Source organism: Exiguobacterium sp. UBA3491, from assembly GCF_002377745.1.
Lineage (GTDB): Bacteria > Bacillota > Bacilli > Exiguobacteriales > Exiguobacteriaceae > Exiguobacterium_A.
In genome coordinates this window covers 329,384-347,769 of record NZ_DFQK01000032.1, presented here as the reverse complement: position 1 = coordinate 347,769, position 18,386 = coordinate 329,384, and the positions used below count along the sequence as shown (strand labels likewise).

The following is an 18,386-nucleotide window of genomic DNA, read 5'->3' as shown; positions in this document are numbered from 1 at the left end:
AGAATTGTAAGAAGTTAGAAGCAGGATAAACGCATTGACACGTGTCAGGCGTTTCTTGTACTCATCGTGAGGAGGTTGTTTTGGAATGGTCGAAGAAATGAAAGATATGCCTGATTTTGAAATTCATCGGGACCAGGTAGTTACCGGAATGGTCGTGAAAATTGAAGACAAGCAAGCACTCATTGATATCGGATATAAAACAGAAGCCATCTTACCGATCAGCGAAGTATCGAGTCTTCATCTCGATGATATTCGTGGTGTGTTGAACGTCGGAGATGAACTACAAGTGAAGGTCAAGAAAATCACGGATGAAGAGGTCGTCGTCTCAAAACGAGAAATTGATGCACTTAAAGCTTGGGAGCAAGTTGAAGAGAAGTATAAATCAGGTGAGATCTTTGAAGTTGTCGTGAAAGACATCGTTAAAGGTGGTCTCGTCGTTGATATCGGTGTCCGTGGATTCATCCCAGCGTCGCTTGTCGAGCGGCATTACGTCGAGGACTTCTCGGATTACATCGGTCGTTCGATTGACGTCAAGGTCGTTGAACTCGATCAAGAGAAGAACCGTGTCATTCTCTCGCACAAAGCCGTCGTTGAAGGTGAATTGAACGCGAAGAAAAAAGAGACACTCGAAAATCTAGAAGTGGGGCAAGTTCTAGAAGGAACAGTCCAACGATTGACAGATTTCGGTGCTTTCGTTGATATCGGTGGCGTCGATGGTCTCGTTCATATCTCGGAAATGGCACACCATCGTGTCGAACGTCCTTCGGACATCGTCACGGAAGGTCAGAAAGTCGAAGTCAAAGTACTTGGCGTCGACCGTGATACAGAAAAGGTTAAATTGTCGATCAAGGAAACACAACCGGGTCCATGGCAACAGATGGAAGGGAAAATCGAAGCTGGGGATATTGTCAAAGGACGCGTACGTCGTCTTGTCCAGTTCGGTGCCTTCATTGAGCTTGCACCGCAGGTAGAAGGACTTTTGCATATTTCACAAATCGCGAACCGTCATATCGGATCGCCTTCAGAAGTACTTGAAGAAGGACAAGAAATTGAAGCGAAGGTACTCGAAGTGCGTCTTGATGAGCACAAGATCTCGCTCTCGACACGTGTTCTCGAAGAGGAAGAAGGGTCTTCCGAGGACTATTCGGATTACTCGAATCAATCAGAAGGATTTTCTGTCGCTGACTTGACAGAAGACGATTCAGAGACGAAAGAATAAAGGATGACACAAAGCGGACACAAGCGTGTCCGCTTTTTATATGCGGTTTGTTATGGTATATGAGAGTTTGATTTGATACAATAGAACGGCTATGAAGCGAGAGAAGAGAAAGAAGGTGTTGGGATGGCAATTCCAGTCGTGGCGATCGTAGGTCGCCCAAATATCGGAAAGTCGACGATTTTTAACCGGGTGATTGGAGATCGGGTTTCAATCGTAGAAGACAAGCCAGGCGTTACCCGCGACCGTATTTACGGAACTGGAGAATGGCTGAATCGTCATTTTCATTTGATTGATACAGGTGGAATCGAAGTTGGGGATGAGCCCCTACTTCAAATGATGCGTCATCAGGCGGAGCTCGCCATTGATGAAGCGGACGTCATCATTTTCATGGTGAACGGACGCGAAGGAATCACAGCAGCGGATGAGGAAGTCGCGAACATGTTGTTCCGTTCGAACAAACCAGTCGTCGTAGCTGTCAATAAAGTCGATAACTTTGAAATGCGTGATTTAATGTATGAATTCTACTCTCTTGGATTCGGGGACTTATTCCCGATTTCTGGTACACATGGTCTTGGACTTGGTGATTTACTCGACCGTGTCCTTGAACTCGCGCCAGATAAAGAAGAGTTGGAATATGACGAAAGTACGATTAAGTTTGCCTTGATTGGTCGTCCAAACGTCGGGAAATCAAGTATGACGAACTCGATTCTTGGTGAAGAGCGTGTCATCGTCTCGAATATCGCTGGTACGACACGTGATGCGATCGATACACCGTTTACGCGGGATGAACAAGAATACGTCATCATCGATACGGCAGGGATGCGAAAACGCGGGAAAGTCTATGAATCGACAGAACGCTTTAGTGTCATGCGTGCTCAAAAAGCAATCGAACGAGCAGATGTCGTCTGTGTTGTTCTTGATGGTGAAGAAGGTATCATCGAACAAGATAAAAAAGTAGCAGGATATGCCCATGAAGCAGGTCGCGCGGTCATCATTGTCGTCAATAAATGGGATGCTGTTGAAAAAGATGATAAGACGATGAAAAAGATGCAAGAAGAGATTCGGGAAGAATTCCGTTTCCTTGACTATGCACCAATCGTCTTCGTCTCAGCTAAAACAAAACGTCGTTTACAAACGTTATTACCAGTCATTCAGCAAGCAGCGCACAGTCATGCGCAACGGATTCAGACAAGTGTCTTGAACGATGTCATCGTCGATGCCGTCGCTATGAACCCTGCGCCGACAGATAAAGGGGTTCGTCTACGGATTAACTATGCGACTCAAGTCGCGTCGCGTCCGCCAACGTTCGTCTTGTTCGTCAATGATCCAGAGTTGCTTCACTTCTCTTATAAACGATATCTCGAGAACCGGATTCGGGAGGCATTTGATTTCACAGGTACACCAATCCGGATTTTAGCTCGTCAAAAACAATAATGAGGTGAGTCAGTATGACCAAAATCGCTGTCATCGGAGCGGGAAGCTGGGGAACGGCGCTCTCGCTCGTCTTAGCCGATAATGATCAGGAAGTCATTCTTTACGGTCGTGAACAAACAAATGTCGACCGCATCAATGAGCATCATGAAAATGCGCAATTCTTGCCGGGCGTCGTGTTGCCACAATCCTTGAAGGCGACGACGGATCTCAAAGTGGCGGTCGAAGGCGCGACACATATTTTGATCGTGACACCGTCATCTGCGATTCGTGCGGTTTCTCGTCAATTAAATGAACTATTGACAGAACCAGTCGTCCTGATTCATGCATCAAAAGGAATCGAACCGAAGACACATCTTCGATTGTCTGAGTTGATCGAAGCAGAGGTCGACCCGGCGAAACGTAAAGCGGTTTGTGTCTTGACAGGTCCTTCACATGCTGAAGAGGTTGCGTTACGTAAACCGACGACGGTGACCGTTGCATCGGATGATTTAGAAGAGGCTGGTCGTGTGCAGGAATTGTTTACGAATGAAAACTTCCGTGTCTACCTTAATGCGGACATCATCGGGGCAGAACTCGGTGGAGCACTGAAGAATATCATTGCACTTGCTGCGGGTATGACAGATGGTCTCGGTTACGGGGACAATGCCAAGGCAGCCTTGATTACGCGTGGAATGGTCGAGATGGCTCGTCTTGGAACGATGCTTGGGGCAAACCCAATGACGTTCACCGGCTTGACAGGAATGGGTGACTTAATCGTCACTTGTACTTCTGTCCATAGCCGAAATTGGCGTGCGGGAAATGCCATCGGTCGAGGAGAAAAACTAGAGACAGTGCTTGAAAACATGGGAATGGTCGTAGAAGGTGTTCGTGCGACACAAGCTGCATATGATCTAGCAGAGTCGAAACAATGTGAACTCCCAATTACTTCTGCTTTATACCATGTTCTCTTTGACGGTCATACACCGGAAGAAGAAGTCAAAAAGTTGATGCAACGACCACAAAAAAATGAGATCGAGCATCTCTTCACGACGAAAGATTAACGGAGTGGGGTGGAAACCTTGAGTCCAGGATTATTAAAAATGTGGATTTCGTTCGCTGGCATCGGACTCTTTGCGATCAGTGTCTTGCTGGTCACGGTCAGTCGGACGAAGTTGAAAGGGATTTGGCAGATTCTCGTGTCAACCTTGGCATTCGTTTGTTTCATCGTTGCGTCGATCATCATGGTATTCATCGTCATGGCGGGACCGAGCGCATGAAAAAGTGGTTCGTACTACTCATGCTCATTCCGGTGACGTTATTATCAGGTTGTCTCTTTCCGGACAGCCAGAAACCGTCGAACCGCGTGCCGTATCCGCAACAATTACGTACCGTTCAGGATGCCGTCGATGCATACCAGAAAGACACAGGTGTTTTGCCGATCAAAACGATGGAGGCAGATACGCCACTCATGGAACGTTATCAAATCGAACTGGGCCGTCTGATACCTCGTTATATGAGTGATCCACCAACGAACAGTTTTGAAGGCGGGGGAACATTCATCTATTTGTTGGTCGACGTTGAGACGAAGCCGACTGTCAAATTGATGGATTTGCTTGTCGCGGAAGAACTACAGAAGCTTCAAGTCCGAATTGATGCGTATCGCAAGAAGAATGATAAGTACCCATTTAAAGGCTCCATCGGAAAAAATCAGTTTACCCTCGACTATAAAAAGTTATTCATCAAAAAAGAACCGACTGTCCCAAGTCCGTACTCAGATGAAAAGCTATCGATCTATGTCGATGGTCAAGGTCGTCTTTTCATCAACTATTTGCCAGAGTTGAAGAAAGCTGTACAAACTGCGAAGAAAAAGCCGAAAGTCGGTCAGGATATTCGGTATTTGCTTTATGAAGATCAACCTTTTGTTCCTGCCTATTCTCAAAGCTACACGATAAACGAAAAAGGCGAACCTGTGTTTTCAGAGAAATCGAGCGAAGAATCTGAAAATTGAACGTTATTTACACGAAAATGTTGTAATAGCAACGTTTATAGGGTATGATTACCCTCGAAGAAGTGATTGGGAGGGGGTGAAAGTAATGAACAAAACTGAACTCATTCAAGCAGTCGTCGAAAAATCAGGTCTTACAAAAAAAGACGTGACGAAAGTTGTTGAATCAACATTCGAATCGATCACTGAGACACTTCAGTCTGGAGAGAAAGTCCAATTGATTGGATTTGGTAACTTCGAAGTCCGTGAGCGTGCAGCCCGTAAAGGTCGCAACCCACGTACGAAAGAAGATATCGAGATTCCAGCAAGCAAAGTACCTGCCTTCAAACCAGGTAAAGCATTGAAAGATGCTGTGAAGTAATCCGGCTACATAGTCGCCCGAGATTTTCTCGGGCGGCTTTTTTGTGGACATTCAGAAGCGTGAAAGCCCGCCGATTATGGTATATTAAAAAAGAAGAACGTCCATCAACGAGATGGCACTGGAGATCGGGGGGTAAAAGCATGGAACAATATGAGCTGCGCGTGGATGAAATCATCACTGCACTCACCACTAAACAAACGACACGATTGGCTCGACATGTGGATTTCCCTTCCATCGATCGTGAACAGATCCGTTGGTTGATTGATGTCGCTCAACATGACAAGCTAGATTCAGAAGCACTCGTCAAAGCGATTCATTTCGCACAAGTCGCCTTACGTCTGCATGAACGCGTCAATAAAACATTACGCGGTTCGAAGGAAAGACAGCTTCTTGTATTAGCTGGAGATCTTTTCTCGAGCTACTTCTTCGAACAATTAGCGGGTTTGCCGAAAGAGGTTCTTGTCTCACTCGGACGGACCATTCAACGTGTCAATGAAGCGAAGTGTGCCTTACACGAAATGAACTATGAATCAACGGAAGAACGGGTTCTCTTATGGTTAACAGCAGAGTTCGGATTAATGCAAGGACTCGCGGCAATCACCAAACGAGAATGGCTGACACGACAAGGACGGCAGATCATTCAACAACAGGCAGAGCAGCTAGATCTGGTCGCACAGAAATTACTGTTATCGCATCTCGAACAGATGGCGGTAGCATGAGATCTTGGAAAGGGTGAGCAGTGTGCAGACAAAAGATAAAGAAAAAAAAGTGTATGAAGTGTTCCAATCGATATCAACGAACTATGATCAAATGAATTCAGTCATCAGCTTCCGACTGCATAAATTGTGGAGACGCGAAACGATGCGCCGGATGCAAGTCTTCCCAGGTGCTAAATGTCTTGATCTTTGTTGTGGAACGGCAGACTGGACGATTCAACTGGCAAAAGCAGCCGGTCCGACTGGTGTCATCAAGGGACTTGATTTTTCAGAAAATATGTTAAAAGTCGGCGTGGAGAAAGTAGAAGCGCTCGATATGAAAAACATCGAATTGATTCACGGAAATGCGATGGATTTACCGTTTGGTGACAACTCATTTGATTTCGTGACAATTGGTTTCGGTTTACGGAACGTTCCTGATTACCTTCAGGTCATTAAAGAGATGCATCGCGTCTTAAAACCAGGTGGAACGGTCGTCTGTCTGGAAACGAGTCAACCGACGGCACCGATTTTCCGAGAAGCATATTCGCTATACTTTGGAAAAATCATGCCACAAGTAGGTCGTTTGCTTGCTAAATCGTATGATCAATACAACTGGTTACAAGAATCAACGGAAGTGTTCCTCGACCGTGTCGAACTGAAACAACTCTTCGAACAGGCAGGCTTCATGCAAGTGGAAGTCAAAGCATTCGCGGGTGGGGCTGCTGCGATGCACCTTGGGAAGAAGTGGTGAGATGTCACTGCATTCCATCTACCGTGATGTCACGAAGGAAGTTAATTTAGTCGATCGTTTTCTGATCAGTCATATCGCTTCGGAGGAACCAACGATTGATGCAGCAGGAAAACAACTGCTGAAAGCTGGTGGAAAACGGATTCGACCAGCGTTCGTATTGTTAGCCTCTAAATTCGGTGAGGCAGATCGCGATGAACTGATCCGTGTAGCAGCAAGTCTTGAGCTCGTCCATATGGCATCGCTTGTACACGATGATGTCATTGATGACGCTGAACTACGACGAGGAAAACCGACCGTTATGCAATACTTCGATGAAGAAGTGGCGCTTTATTCAGGCAATTATTTGTTTGGGGAAGCGATTCGGTTGATTGGAGAAGTCGGAAAACCAGAGCTGGTCCAAGTCATGGTCCATACAATGCGTGAAATTTGCGAGGGTGAGATTGAACAGATCTATGATCAATATGATTGGGAACAGTCGATTAAACGTTATATCAAACGAATTGAACGAAAAACAGCCATTCTCATTGAAGCAAGTTGCCATCTAGGTGCAATCGTTGCGAATTGTTCAGCGGCCGATACGAAAGCGTTACGACTGTTTGGACGAGATATCGGACTCGCTTTTCAGATTGCTGATGATTTGCTTGACTTCACAGCGAATCGAACGCAACTTGGTAAGCCAGTGGCAGAGGATCTACGTCATGGACATAAGACGTTACCCGTCTTTTATGGAGCGGAAGATGCTGCCTTTTACGAAAGTCTTTCGAAAATCGAGACGATGCCTACCCATGAAGAAGTTGCACCATTGCTAGCATTTCTTCAAACTTCAGGTGCCCTCGAACGAACACAACGAACGGTCGATCTTTACATTCGTCGTGCCATCAACCGGCTCGAACCCTTACCCAAATCTTCCGCTAAACGATCGCTCGAAGAAGTGGCGCGCTACGTTGGTAAACGAAAAGGATAAAGATTGTCAAAAATTTCTTGCTGTTCTTCTAAAAAGCCGGTAAACTGACTATGTAAGCGCTTTTCTAAAAGCATTTCATAGGGGGAACTAGAGATGGAACAGACATTTTTAATGGTCAAACCGGATGGCGTAAAACGTGGATTGATTGGGGAAATCATCGGACGGATCGAACGCAAAGGATTCATCATTCGTGAAATGAAAATGATGAACGTTACAGAAGAACTCGCAAAAGCACACTACGAGGAACATGCGGAGAAACCATTCTTTGGAGAGTTGGTCACTTTCCTGACGTCAGGTCCTGTCGTCGCTCTGCGTGTTGAAGGGGCAGACGTCGTTGCCGTTTCTCGTTTGATGATCGGAAAAACAAAACCACTTGAAGCAGCACCTGGAACGATCCGTGGTGATTTTGCGAACACGATGAGTGAGAACGTCATTCATGGTTCAGACAGTATCGAAAGTGCGGAGCGTGAGCTGGGTCTTTGGTTTCAAGGACAGCCAGTTAATGTCTAATACATGAATAGTAGGACAAGCGGGGAGGGATTCGATTCAATCGAATCCCTTTTGTCGTATTCTTGTAAAACGGACTGACCGGATTGGTTAATTGCTTTTTGGAATGCCTATAGCTTTATGCTACTATAGAAAATAAGTTGAACCGGTCAAAGAGATGACCATTTGATATCGAGAGTGAGCGAGGTGTGCCATTTGGAAGATTACGAACTTTTCATTCAAAGATTCAAGATCAAATCAGGGATTGATCTCGGTCAGTATAAAGAAGCACAGATGAAACGACGGTTGACGGCGTTACGTGACAAAAAAGGGTACAGTACGTTTGCATCCTATATGCAGGCAATGGACAAAAGTACCTCGTTATACGAAGAATTTCTAGATCGGATGACGATTAATGTCAGTGAATTCTTCCGTAATCCGATACGTTGGCAACAATTGGAGCAAGACATCTTACCGGTCTTGGAATCACGTGCACATGGACGAATTCGAACGTGGAGTGCTGCCTGTTCGACGGGAGAGGAACCGTATTCCCTAGCGATGATCTTAAGTGAACGACTCGATTCGTCGGCTTTTACGATTCAAGCAACGGATTTGGATGAGCTTGTCCTTGAAAAAGCGAAGCTTGGTCGATACGGAGCTTCCGCATTGAATGAGGTCGTAGAAGCGCGGAAAAAGCAATATTTCATCGAGCAGGAGCAGACATTCGAAGTTGTTCCAGAAATCAAACGACTTGTTCGTTTCAGTAAACATAATTTGTTAGGCGACCGGTACGATACCGGTTTTGATTTAATCATCTGCCGTAATGTACTGATTTATTTTACGGAAGAAGCGAAAGCACATGTCTATCGTTCGTTCGTCGAGGCATTAAAACCAGGCGGTATTCTGTTCGTTGGAGGAACGGAACAAATTTTCCAACCAGAACGATTTGGATTAAAGATGAAACAAAGCTTCTTTTACGAAAAAATCGGTTGAACAGGAAGGGATGAAGCGAATGCGTTATATGACAGCAGGAGAATCACACGGAAAAGGATTGACCGTCATCATTGACGGGATGCCGGCAGGACTCACGATTGATTTCGAAGCCATTCAGCGTGAAATGACGCGTCGTCAAGGGGGATATGGACGAGGTCGACGGATGCAAATCGAACAAGATCAGATTGATGCACGTGGTGGGATTCGCCACGGATATACGACGGGATCACCGATCAGTTTGTTCATCGAGAATAAGGATCATACGCACTGGACACAAGTCATGCAGGCGGAACCGCTCGAAGAAGAGTTGGAGCGCCCACGGACATTAACGCGTCCACGTCCCGGACATGCGGATCTCGTTGGCGGATTGAAGTACGGTCATCGTGATTTACGCGATGTGCTGGAACGTTCTTCAGCACGTGAGACAGCAGCACGTGTTGCCGTCGGTGCCTTCGCTAAACAATTACTGAATGAACTCGGAATTGAAGTGTTCTCGCATGTACGATCAATCGGTGGGATTGATGCTCCTTGGAAAGATCCTGTGGAATATCAGGAAACGATTGATGCTTCACCTGTTCGCTGTGCCGACGAACTTGCAGGTCAACGAATGATGGAGGAAATTGATGCTGCCAAAAAAGAAGGCGATACACTCGGCGGTGAGATCGAAGTCGTCGTGACGGGCATGATGCCAGGCATTGGATCCTTCACTCAAAACGATTTGAAGCTCGACAGCCGAATCGCGCAAGCTGTCATCAGCGTCAATGCGATGAAATCCGTCGGTTTTGGTGACGGGTACGAACTCGGTCGTCGCAAGGGTAGTACCGTCCAAGATGAAATCATTCATGATGACGCTGGATATCATCGACGGACGAACCATCTAGGTGGAATCGAAGGCGGAATGTCGACAGGGATGCCGATCCGCGTCCAAGTAGCGATGAAGCCGATTCCGACTCTCTATCGTCCCCTGCAATCAGTCGATATTGAGACGAAGGAAGCCTTCACGGCACAAATCGAGCGAAGTGATGCCTGTGCCGTTCCTGCCGCATCTGTTGTCTTAGAAGCCGTCGTTGCGTTTGAGATTGCGGTCGCTATCCTTGAAATGTTCGGAACATCAACGATTGATCGTCTTCAGGCTGCCGTTGCCGCTTATACAGAGGAGGTTCGAACGTTTTGATCGAGCTTGATATCCGGTTAAAAACGTCATATCCAGTATTTGTCGGAAATGGGGCATTAGCACGTTTGTCGCATCTTTCGGCGCTGAACGAGGCGGATCGCATCTGGATCTTTACGGATGAGACAGTTCGCGACTTGCACTTGCACACGTTGCAAGAGGCATTAGGGTCTATATCTCAATCAACAAACATTCATGTCAGCACTGTGCCAGCTGGGGAGCAGAGTAAATCGCTTGCGGTCTACGGTTCTTTATTGGAAGAGGGAATACGTCATGGAATGACACGACATAGTATCATCCTTGCGTTTGGTGGTGGCATGATAGGTGATTTAGCGGGATTCGTTGCAGCGACTTTTTTGCGCGGCATCCCGTTCATTCAAATTCCGACGACACTCTTAGCACATGATTCGAGTGTAGGTGGAAAGGTCGGTGTGAATTTATCACTTGGAAAAAACTTGGTCGGGGCATTTTATCAACCGAGCGGTGTCGTGTATGATTTAACGCTTCTTCAGACATTACCAGATCGGGAATGGCGGAGCGGCTTCTTTGAATTGGTCAAACATGGATTCCTCGCACAACCATCGTTTGCAGATACGTTACTCGATGTCTCGTTGGATACTATCAAAGAGCTTGATCTTGAAGACTGGCTCGCACGAGGGATTAACGTTAAACGGGATATCGTCGAACAAGATGAGACGGAGCAAGGGATGCGTGCCTTCTTGAATTATGGGCATACATTCGGGCATGCCGTTGAATATGCGAGCCCGGGTCTGTCGCATGGCGAGGCAGTAGGGATCGGACTCGTCTTCGTCAAGTTTTTGGAAGGAAATGAGGAACAGGCGGAACAACTCGGACGATTGCTCCACCGTCTCGGAACCGGATTGCCGGACCGACAATCGTTCGAGACATATCTGGAACTGATGCGTCGTGACAAAAAGAATCACCAAACTACGATCCGATTCGTCCTTGAGAAAGAAGGACGTTTTGACTTAGAGGCAATCAGTGAAGAACGATTGCAACAAGCGTTCAATCAAACAATGAGGTGTTTAGAATGGGATTAAGAGGAACAGTACAAGTACCGGGCGATAAATCAATGACACACCGTGCTTTTCTGTTCGGTGGAATCGCTAAAGGAACGACACATGTCAGAAATGCACTCGAAGGAGCGGACTGTCTCGCTTCATTAGAAGCGATGCGAGCGCTTGGGGCACACGTCGAGCGAACAGCAGGAGAAATTCGCATCACCGGTACGGAAACATTTCATGAAGCAACGATCGATTGTGGAAACTCGGGAACGACGATCCGTCTTTTAAGTGGGATTCTAGCAGGCGGTCAAGCAACGTATGTACTCGATGGAGATGCTTCCTTGCGCAGACGTCCGATGAAACGGATCACGGAACCACTTGCCTTGTTCGGAGCGAACATAACAGGTGAGACGGCGCCGCTTCACATTACGGGAACGCCACTTGTCGGAACGACGTATACGTTACCGGTCGCAAGCGCGCAAGTGAAAAGTGCCGTCTTACTCGCAGGTTTACATGCGACGGGCGAGACGACGGTCATCGAGCCGATTCTATCACGGGACCATACGGAACGGATGCTGCCGCAGTTTGGCGTTGACGTATCGATCGATGACTACGAAGATGGTCGACATATTCGTGTTCAAGGTCCTGTACATTTACAAGCGACGTCACTCGACATCCCGGGGGATCCATCGTCAGCAGCGTTTTGGTGGACGGCAGCAGCGATCGGGCAGGATAGTCGGATCACGACGACGCACGTCTTGATGAATCCGACACGGATCGGTTTTTTACAGACGTTGCGCCAGATGGGGGCAAGTGTCGAAATCGATCATCGCTCAGAAGATGGTGGAGAGGAGACGGCAGATGTGACCGTCGAGACGACATCGTTGCAAGCGACCACGGTCGAAGGTGAACAAATCCCTTCCTTGATCGATGAGATCCCGTTACTTGCATTGCTTGCGACGCAAGCAGAGGGACGAACGATCATTCGCGATGCGGAAGAGCTCCGTGTCAAGGAGACGGACCGGATCGAGACGGTCGTGACGGCGTTACGGCGTCTCGGGGCGAATATCGAGGCGACGGATGACGGTATGATTATCGAAGGACCGACACCTTTGCAAGCAGCGGAAGTTGACAGTGCAGGTGATCACCGACTCGCGATGATGTTGACGATCGCGGCGACAATCAACCCGGAAATTATAGTGCATGGACGCGAAGTAGTTGAAGTCAGCTACCCAACGTTCTATGATGATTTAAATAAACTTCAATCCGACCGATCTGAGTAAGAAATAGGCGGATGACAGAAAGTGGGGCGTTTGCCTTGAATGAACAAGTATTGAATGGCATCATCGAAGAACTAGAACACGGCCATACCTCGGAAGCCTTAGCGACACTAGAACAACTCGAAAAGACAGGGACGGATGAGGATCGCCTCGCGGTTGCCGATCTCTATATCGAACTTGGATTATCAGACCGAGCAGTTAATCTATTGGCACCGCTTTACGTCGAATACGCAGGTAACGCCGGAGTCGCCTTGTTACTGGCAGAATGTTATATCGATTTGGACCGGGAAGAGGAAGCGATTTCTGTCCTTGAGCAGGTCGACACAACGGACATGGAATATGGTCCCCGTTCTCTCGTATTACTCGCTGACCTCTATCAGTCACAAGGTCTTGACGAAGTGGCATTAGCGAAGCTGAAGGAAGCACGTAATCTCGCTCCTGAAGAACCATTACTGGCATACGGATTAGCCGAGCTCTACATGACGCTCGGTGCGTTTGATCAAGCGGTACCACTATTCGCTGAAATCGCAGAGCGTCCAGAGTTACGTGCTGAATTGCCGCTCGATGCCCTGTACGCGGAATCACTCGCGATGACAGGACAATTTGAGGATGCGATTCCACTGTATGAACGTGCTGTCGCAGAACGTTCCGACTTGCATACGCTGTTTGGTCTTGCGATGACGGCTCACCGTGTCGGTCAACACCAAAAAGCAGTCGAGACATTCCAACAATTGATTGCGCAGGATCCGGATTATACATCAGCGTATGTACCGTACGCGGAAAGCCAAGCCGAACTTGGGCTGACGAAAGAAGCACTGAACGTCATCAAGCAAGGGATGGAGCGCGATGATTATAATGACGAGTTACGGACGATGGAAGCCTTATTCCTTCTCAAACTCGGCGATCGCGCAGGAAGTGTTCAAGCGTTACGTGAAGCACTCGCTTTAAACCCGGAATCAATCGTCGCAGCGGAACGTTTGCTTTCGTTACTGGCAGAAGACGAGGATCATGAAGCAATGATTGAGACGATCTCAGCCATTGAAGAACATGTCACGGCTCCAATTCTGACATGGTACCGGGCGCGCGCTTTATATGCGTTAGAGGAATACACGCAAGCGATGGAGAACTATGCGATAGTCGAAGGCGCATTCACGGAAGACGCGCTTTTCTTGAAAGAGTATGGTTTTGCACTCGTCGAGGAAGGACGGCGTGAAGAGGGACAACGTCTCTTACGACGCGCTGCACAGTTGACACCAGAGGATAACGAACTCGTCGACTATGTTGAACGAATGGATGGATGACTTCACGGGAGAAGGGAGTAGGATTGAGATGATAGAGAGAAAGCAGCGATTCTTACGCCGCATCTTGACCTATTACACGTTAAAGCGACGGGAAGCAAAATGGATCATCGATTACTGGTTGCGTAACGAGGCAAAACTCGAGCAGGTACACTTCGTTCAAAATGCGACTTTCGCTCCGAAAGCCATTATCATGACGACATATGGATTCGATGCGGAACCGTTTCTTTTTAAAAAAGGGGACGTCACGACGCTAGATCCAGAAAAAGCGTATCATGACATTCGTTTGACATCGGAAGATATCTACATCGAGCTAAACTTCCAAGGCATGATGATGGACGATGAATACTTGTCTTTACTGGAAGAAAATCCATTTCGTCCGGAAGTCGCTGTTGAACCGCGTTTAGCAGATGAAGCGACTCATTTCATCGCTGTCACGGTCAATCGACAAGAAGAAGAACGGTTGGTCCGATTGATCGATGAAGCACTTGATGCACGCGATCAACATCGATTCCACTCCCTTTCCGAACAGTTACGTCTCGTTCGAAATCAACTCCCTTAATCAAAGAACTCTATTGCTTATAACAGGCGATAGAGTCTTTTTCGTATGTGAAGATTTGTGCAAAATATGAAGAAAAATAGGGTGGAATTTCATAAAACGTTCACATTAAGAGAGCAGGAGGAAATGTGGATATGATACATTAAATGTGACGAATTGTAAGTAAGAAAGAAAGGGGGAAATGACTTGCGTTTCAAACCATCCGACGTACAGCGGACACGAAGCGAGCAAGCGTATATCGACACGCTAATCGTGCCTTTGCTTCCGATCGGTTTCGATGAGGCGATGCATGCTTATGCGGAATGCGCAGACATGACATTGACGGTGGCGTCCGAAGTCGAACGCCAGCTATCTGGACGGGCGTTGCTCTTACCTGCCATGACCTACATCGATGTACCGTCGATCGAACAGTTGGAAGGATGGCGTCAAGCGGCTGCTTCCGGGCAATTCCGTTTCATCACCTTCATCACCGCTGATTTAAGGTGGAAGGAGACTGCCGCAGAAGAGATTATCTACGTGCCACGTCTAGCTCTTGAGACGATGAGTCGTGACCAACAAGGTCAGATGGTCGGGAATTTTGTTGGACAAGTTCTCGAACAGTTAGGAAACCGTTGGACCGCGCTATGAAGCGGTTGACGCAATGATTTTATTAAGATACTATTACCATGTGAGAAATTTGTGTGAAGTACTGTCGTCTTGGGGCACAGCGTACATCACAAGGGGGGATCGAGATGGCTCAAAACGGGTCTAACGTAACACGTCGTCAATTCTTGACGTATACATTGACAGGCGTCGGCGGTTTCATGGCTGCGACAATGGTCATGCCGATGGTCAACTTCGCAGTTGATCCAGTCCTGAAGAAATCAGGAGCAGGCGATAAAGTAAAAGTAATGAAGTTGTCGGATATCACGACAGAACCAAAACGGGTCGACTTCAAGAAACAAACGCAAGATGCGTGGTATGAGTTCGAAGAAACGTTGTCGGCTTGGGTGTTCAAAGATGATAAGGGAGAAATTTTGGCCCTTTCACCGATTTGTAAACACTTAGGTTGCCAAGTCAGCTTCGGCGCAGATCCAACGCACCCGGAGCAATTCTATTGCCCATGTCACTTCGGACGGTATACGAAGGATGGCACGAACGTACCTGGTACGCCTCCAACGAAACCACTCGATGAGTATGAAATGCAACAGAAAGATGGTTACCTCTACCTTGGTAAACCAGTCGAAAGAGGTGCGTAAGCGATGATGCAAAAAATCTATGATTGGATTGATGAGCGCGTTGATATTACGCCGCTCTGGCGAGACATCGCCGATCATGAAGTACCGGAGCACGTCAACCCGGCACATAACTTTTCAGCTTTCGTTTATTGTTTTGGCGGATTGACGTTCTTTACGATCGTCATCCAGATTCTTTCGGGGATGTTCTTGACGATGTATTATGTACCGGACATCATCAACGCACACGCGTCCGTCTACTATCTACAAAACGAAGTCGCACACGGACAAATCGTTCGTGGTATGCACCACTGGGGTGCGTCTGTCGTTATCGTAATGTTGTTCCTACATACATTACGTGTCTTCTTCACTGGTTCATACAAAAAACCACGTGAATTGAACTGGGTCGTCGGAGTTCTCTTGTTCTTCGTCGTCTTAGCTCTCGGTCTGACAGGATACCTATTGCCTTGGGACATGAAAGCGTTGTTCGCGACAAAAGTTACGATTCAGATTGCTGAAAGTATCCCGGTCATCGGTGGTATCGCGAAGACCCTCCTTGCGGGTGGAGAAATCGTCGGCGCAAGTACAATCGCTCGATTCTTTGCGATTCACGTCTTCTTCCTTCCTGCAGCATTGTTCGTCTTGCTCGGGGCCCACTTCTTGATGATCCGTAAACAAGGGATCTCTGGACCACTTTAAACCGACTATCATCTAGACAACAAAAAAGGGGGAGAACACGATGCATCGTGGTAAAGGAATGAAATTCGTCACCGATTCACGGGTGTCGATCAATAACCGGATGCCGAACAAGTCAAAAGACTATTCGGAATATCCAGGTCGAACGGAAGCGTTCTGGCCGAACTTCTTACTTCGCGAATGGATGGTTGGAGCGGTCTTCTTGATCGGCTTCATGACTCTGACAATCGTAGAAGCAGCACCACTTCAAAACATTGCCGATCCGACGAATACGTCGTACATTCCACTTCCGGACTGGTACTTCCTATTCCTCTATCAGCTCTTGAAATACCAATTCGCTGCAGGTCCATACATCTTGATGGGAACAGTCATCCTTCCAGGTCTTGCGTTCACAGCACTTCTCGTCGCGCCATGGCTCGACCAAGGTCTTGAACGCCGTCCTGCGAAACGGCCAGTCGCCGTCAGCATGATGCTCCTCGCAGTCGTCTCGATCGTCTTCTTGACATGGGAATCTGTTCAAACGACACACTGGGATACCATCCACAAGCAAGGTGAGTTGACGATGAACGAAGGACCAAAAATTGATACATCGGCAAAAGGATACGAAATTTATTCGAACCAGTCATGTGTCAACTGTCATGGTAAGAATCTCGAAGGTGGAGCAGCAGCTCCAGCGCTCGTCGGAACGAAAAAGACTGAAAAAGAGATTTATGATATCGCAGTCAAAGGTGTCGGTTCGATGCCGGCTGGTCAGTTCAAAGGCTCAGATGCCGATCATAAAGAACTTGCGAAATTCATCGCTTCATACGGTGAAGGCGGCGAAAACAATAAATAAGCCAAAAGCCGGGGGAGCAATCCTCCGGCTTTTGTCGATGATGAGGTGAAACGATTGCAAGGAATATTTACTTTACTCCGTCATAAAGCCGTGCTTTGGATCGTCGGATTGATCAACTTAGCAGGCACCCTATACGGCTACTACTGGTATGAACCACAACTCGCGACATCGAAGTGGTACTTCTATCCGTTCATTCCGGATAGCCCAACCGCATCGCTGTTCTTTACGATCATCGTTTTTCTATGGATTTTCGGACGACGTTCCCGCTTGTTTGAAGCGTTCGCATTCGTGACATTGATCAAATATGGTGTCTGGGCGGTCGTCATGAATGCCTTGATGTTGAACGAACTCGGCACATCAAACGCCTACTTAACAACGATGGCACTGATGCTGATGGTGTCGCACGGAGCGATGGCGTTTCAGGCGTTGTTATTCAGTCCTTTGATGACATTTCGCATCAAGGAACTTGTTCTCGTTGCGATTTGGGTCGTTCATAACGATGTCGTCGATTATGTCCTTGGGCAATGGCCCCGGTACCCGGCGCTTGCAGAGCACATCAAATGGATCGGATACGGTTCTTTCTGGTTGACTGGATTATGTCTTTTGATGGGATATCTGTTTGTCGCACGCGATTCAATTGACAATAAGGTCGCTTGAACATAAAATGGACCTATAAACAAAAAAGAAAGGAACGATGTCTCGTGGCAAACTATTTGATTTATCTCGCGATCATCATGATCGTCCCGATTTGGGCTCAGATGCGGGTGCGGAGCACCTATAAAAAATATCAAGATGTTCCGATTCAGAGTGGGGTGACAGGAGCACAGGTCGCTGACTTCATCATGAAGCAGAACGGGATTACGAACGTCCGGCTCGAGCCGATTGGTGGAACGATGTCCGATCATTATGATCCGACAAATAAAGTCGTCCGGCTTTCAGAAGACGTCTATTACGGTTCGACGGTCTCAGCCGTTTCGATTGCGGCACACGAAATTGGTCACGTCATCCAAGATGCGACGGATTATAACATGATGCGTGTCCGGCACCGCATTGCACCTGTCGCCTCAATCACGTCGAACTTATCGTTCCCTCTGTTGTTGATTGGTCTATTCGCTGGGTTCACTGGTCTTGCGATGCTAGGTGTCGTCCTGATGCTTGGAGCGGTCATCTTCCAACTCGTCACGTTACCGGTCGAGTTCGATGCTTCGAACCGAGCAATGGCGCAATTGACAGATCACGGAATCATCGACGCGGAAGAAGAACGTGGTTCACGCCGTGTCTTGAACGCAGCCGCTTGGACGTACGTCGCAGCAACACTTGTCGCCGTCGCCGAGTTTCTTCGTCTCGCACTGCTCGTCTTCAACCCGTCAAGTGATGACTAAAATGAAAAACACGGATTGCTCGTTTGAGCGATCCGT

General features: G+C 47.5%; 22 protein-coding genes. All 22 read left to right on the top strand.

Features of this window, described 5'->3' with window-relative positions; translation table 11 throughout:
- The first annotated feature begins 85 nt into the window (after positions 1-85).
- The 22 genes from rpsA to B4F99_RS14145 all read left to right on the top strand — a co-directional run bounded on the left by rpsA (position 86) and on the right by B4F99_RS14145 (position 18,350).
- Positions 86-1,219 carry a 30S ribosomal protein S1 gene (gene rpsA / locus B4F99_RS14250; RefSeq protein ID WP_056062180.1) on the top strand — a complete coding sequence of 378 codons (1,134 nt, stop codon included), beginning with the start codon at positions 86-88 and terminating at the stop codon, positions 1,217-1,219.
- A gap of 123 nt (positions 1,220-1,342) precedes the next feature.
- Positions 1,343-2,653, top strand: a complete 1,311-nt coding sequence (gene der / locus B4F99_RS14245) for a ribosome biogenesis GTPase Der (RefSeq protein ID WP_029342014.1) — start codon at positions 1,343-1,345, stop codon at positions 2,651-2,653.
- Between the two features lie 14 nt (positions 2,654-2,667).
- Entirely contained in the window at positions 2,668-3,693 is a 1,026-nt protein-coding gene (locus B4F99_RS14240) for an NAD(P)H-dependent glycerol-3-phosphate dehydrogenase (RefSeq protein WP_035407152.1), read from the top strand.
- A gap of 18 nt (positions 3,694-3,711) precedes the next feature.
- The gene (locus B4F99_RS14235) at positions 3,712-3,909 is read left to right on the top strand and encodes a DUF2768 domain-containing protein (RefSeq protein WP_231496841.1); all 198 of its coding nucleotides are present in this window, start codon (positions 3,712-3,714) and stop codon (positions 3,907-3,909) included.
- The gene (locus B4F99_RS14230) at positions 3,906-4,640 is read left to right on the top strand and encodes a hypothetical protein (protein WP_035407154.1); all 735 of its coding nucleotides are present in this window, start codon (positions 3,906-3,908) and stop codon (positions 4,638-4,640) included. Before B4F99_RS14235 ends, B4F99_RS14230 begins: the two co-directional genes overlap by 4 nt.
- 85 nt (positions 4,641-4,725) lie before the next feature.
- Positions 4,726-4,998: an HU family DNA-binding protein gene (locus B4F99_RS14225; RefSeq protein ID WP_012370671.1), complete on the top strand. Its 273-nt coding sequence runs from the start codon at positions 4,726-4,728 to the stop codon at positions 4,996-4,998.
- Positions 4,999-5,138: 140 nt separating this feature from the next.
- Positions 5,139-5,717, top strand: coding sequence for a heptaprenyl diphosphate synthase component 1 (locus B4F99_RS14220; protein ID WP_290759144.1), 579 nt, complete (start codon positions 5,139-5,141; stop codon positions 5,715-5,717).
- Between the two features lie 22 nt (positions 5,718-5,739).
- Positions 5,740-6,447 (top strand): demethylmenaquinone methyltransferase, encoded by a 708-nt coding sequence (locus B4F99_RS14215; RefSeq protein ID WP_035407160.1) that lies wholly within the window; start codon positions 5,740-5,742, stop codon positions 6,445-6,447.
- Between the two features lies 1 nt (position 6,448).
- Entirely contained in the window at positions 6,449-7,411 is a 963-nt protein-coding gene (locus B4F99_RS14210) for a polyprenyl synthetase family protein (RefSeq protein ID WP_035407163.1), read from the top strand.
- A gap of 93 nt (positions 7,412-7,504) precedes the next feature.
- Positions 7,505-7,921, top strand: coding sequence for a nucleoside-diphosphate kinase (gene ndk / locus B4F99_RS14205; protein WP_214854435.1), 417 nt, complete (start codon positions 7,505-7,507; stop codon positions 7,919-7,921).
- Between the two features lie 192 nt (positions 7,922-8,113).
- Entirely contained in the window at positions 8,114-8,890 is a 777-nt protein-coding gene (locus B4F99_RS14200; protein ID WP_035407169.1) for a CheR family methyltransferase, read from the top strand.
- Between the two features lie 19 nt (positions 8,891-8,909).
- Positions 8,910-10,064, top strand: a complete 1,155-nt coding sequence (gene aroC, locus B4F99_RS14195) for a chorismate synthase (RefSeq protein WP_290759139.1) — start codon at positions 8,910-8,912, stop codon at positions 10,062-10,064.
- On the top strand, positions 10,061-11,122 hold the full coding sequence (gene aroB, locus B4F99_RS14190) for a 3-dehydroquinate synthase (protein WP_290759137.1): 1,062 nt from the start codon (positions 10,061-10,063) through the stop codon (positions 11,120-11,122). The genes aroC and aroB overlap by 4 nt, the downstream gene beginning before the upstream one ends.
- Positions 11,113-12,369 (top strand): 3-phosphoshikimate 1-carboxyvinyltransferase, encoded by a 1,257-nt coding sequence (aroA, locus tag B4F99_RS14185; RefSeq protein ID WP_214854426.1) that lies wholly within the window; start codon positions 11,113-11,115, stop codon positions 12,367-12,369. Before aroB ends, aroA begins: the two co-directional genes overlap by 10 nt.
- An 11-nt stretch (positions 12,370-12,380) precedes the next feature.
- Positions 12,381-13,667, top strand: a complete 1,287-nt coding sequence (locus tag B4F99_RS14180) for a tetratricopeptide repeat protein (RefSeq protein ID WP_231496842.1) — start codon at positions 12,381-12,383, stop codon at positions 13,665-13,667.
- A 28-nt stretch (positions 13,668-13,695) separates the two neighbouring features.
- Positions 13,696-14,226 (top strand): ReoY family proteolytic degradation factor, encoded by a 531-nt coding sequence (locus tag B4F99_RS14175; protein WP_035407179.1) that lies wholly within the window; start codon positions 13,696-13,698, stop codon positions 14,224-14,226.
- A gap of 183 nt (positions 14,227-14,409) precedes the next feature.
- On the top strand, positions 14,410-14,850 hold the full coding sequence (locus B4F99_RS14170; protein WP_035407181.1) for a DUF2487 family protein: 441 nt from the start codon (positions 14,410-14,412) through the stop codon (positions 14,848-14,850).
- A gap of 104 nt (positions 14,851-14,954) precedes the next feature.
- On the top strand, positions 14,955-15,461 hold the full coding sequence (locus B4F99_RS14165; protein ID WP_035396830.1) for a ubiquinol-cytochrome c reductase iron-sulfur subunit: 507 nt from the start codon (positions 14,955-14,957) through the stop codon (positions 15,459-15,461).
- A 3-nt stretch (positions 15,462-15,464) separates the two neighbouring features.
- Positions 15,465-16,136 carry a menaquinol-cytochrome c reductase cytochrome b subunit gene (gene qcrB, locus B4F99_RS14160; RefSeq protein WP_214854423.1) on the top strand — a complete coding sequence of 224 codons (672 nt, stop codon included), beginning with the start codon at positions 15,465-15,467 and terminating at the stop codon, positions 16,134-16,136.
- Positions 16,137-16,176: 40 nt separating this feature from the next.
- Entirely contained in the window at positions 16,177-16,968 is a 792-nt protein-coding gene (locus tag B4F99_RS14155; RefSeq protein ID WP_035407183.1) for a menaquinol-cytochrome c reductase cytochrome b/c subunit, read from the top strand.
- Positions 16,969-17,022: 54 nt separating this feature from the next.
- Positions 17,023-17,625: a DUF1405 domain-containing protein gene (locus B4F99_RS14150; RefSeq protein ID WP_290759130.1), complete on the top strand. Its 603-nt coding sequence runs from the start codon at positions 17,023-17,025 to the stop codon at positions 17,623-17,625.
- A 44-nt stretch (positions 17,626-17,669) separates the two neighbouring features.
- Positions 17,670-18,350 carry a zinc metallopeptidase gene (locus tag B4F99_RS14145; protein WP_214854420.1) on the top strand — a complete coding sequence of 227 codons (681 nt, stop codon included), beginning with the start codon at positions 17,670-17,672 and terminating at the stop codon, positions 18,348-18,350.
- Positions 18,351-18,386: the final 36 nt, after the last annotated feature.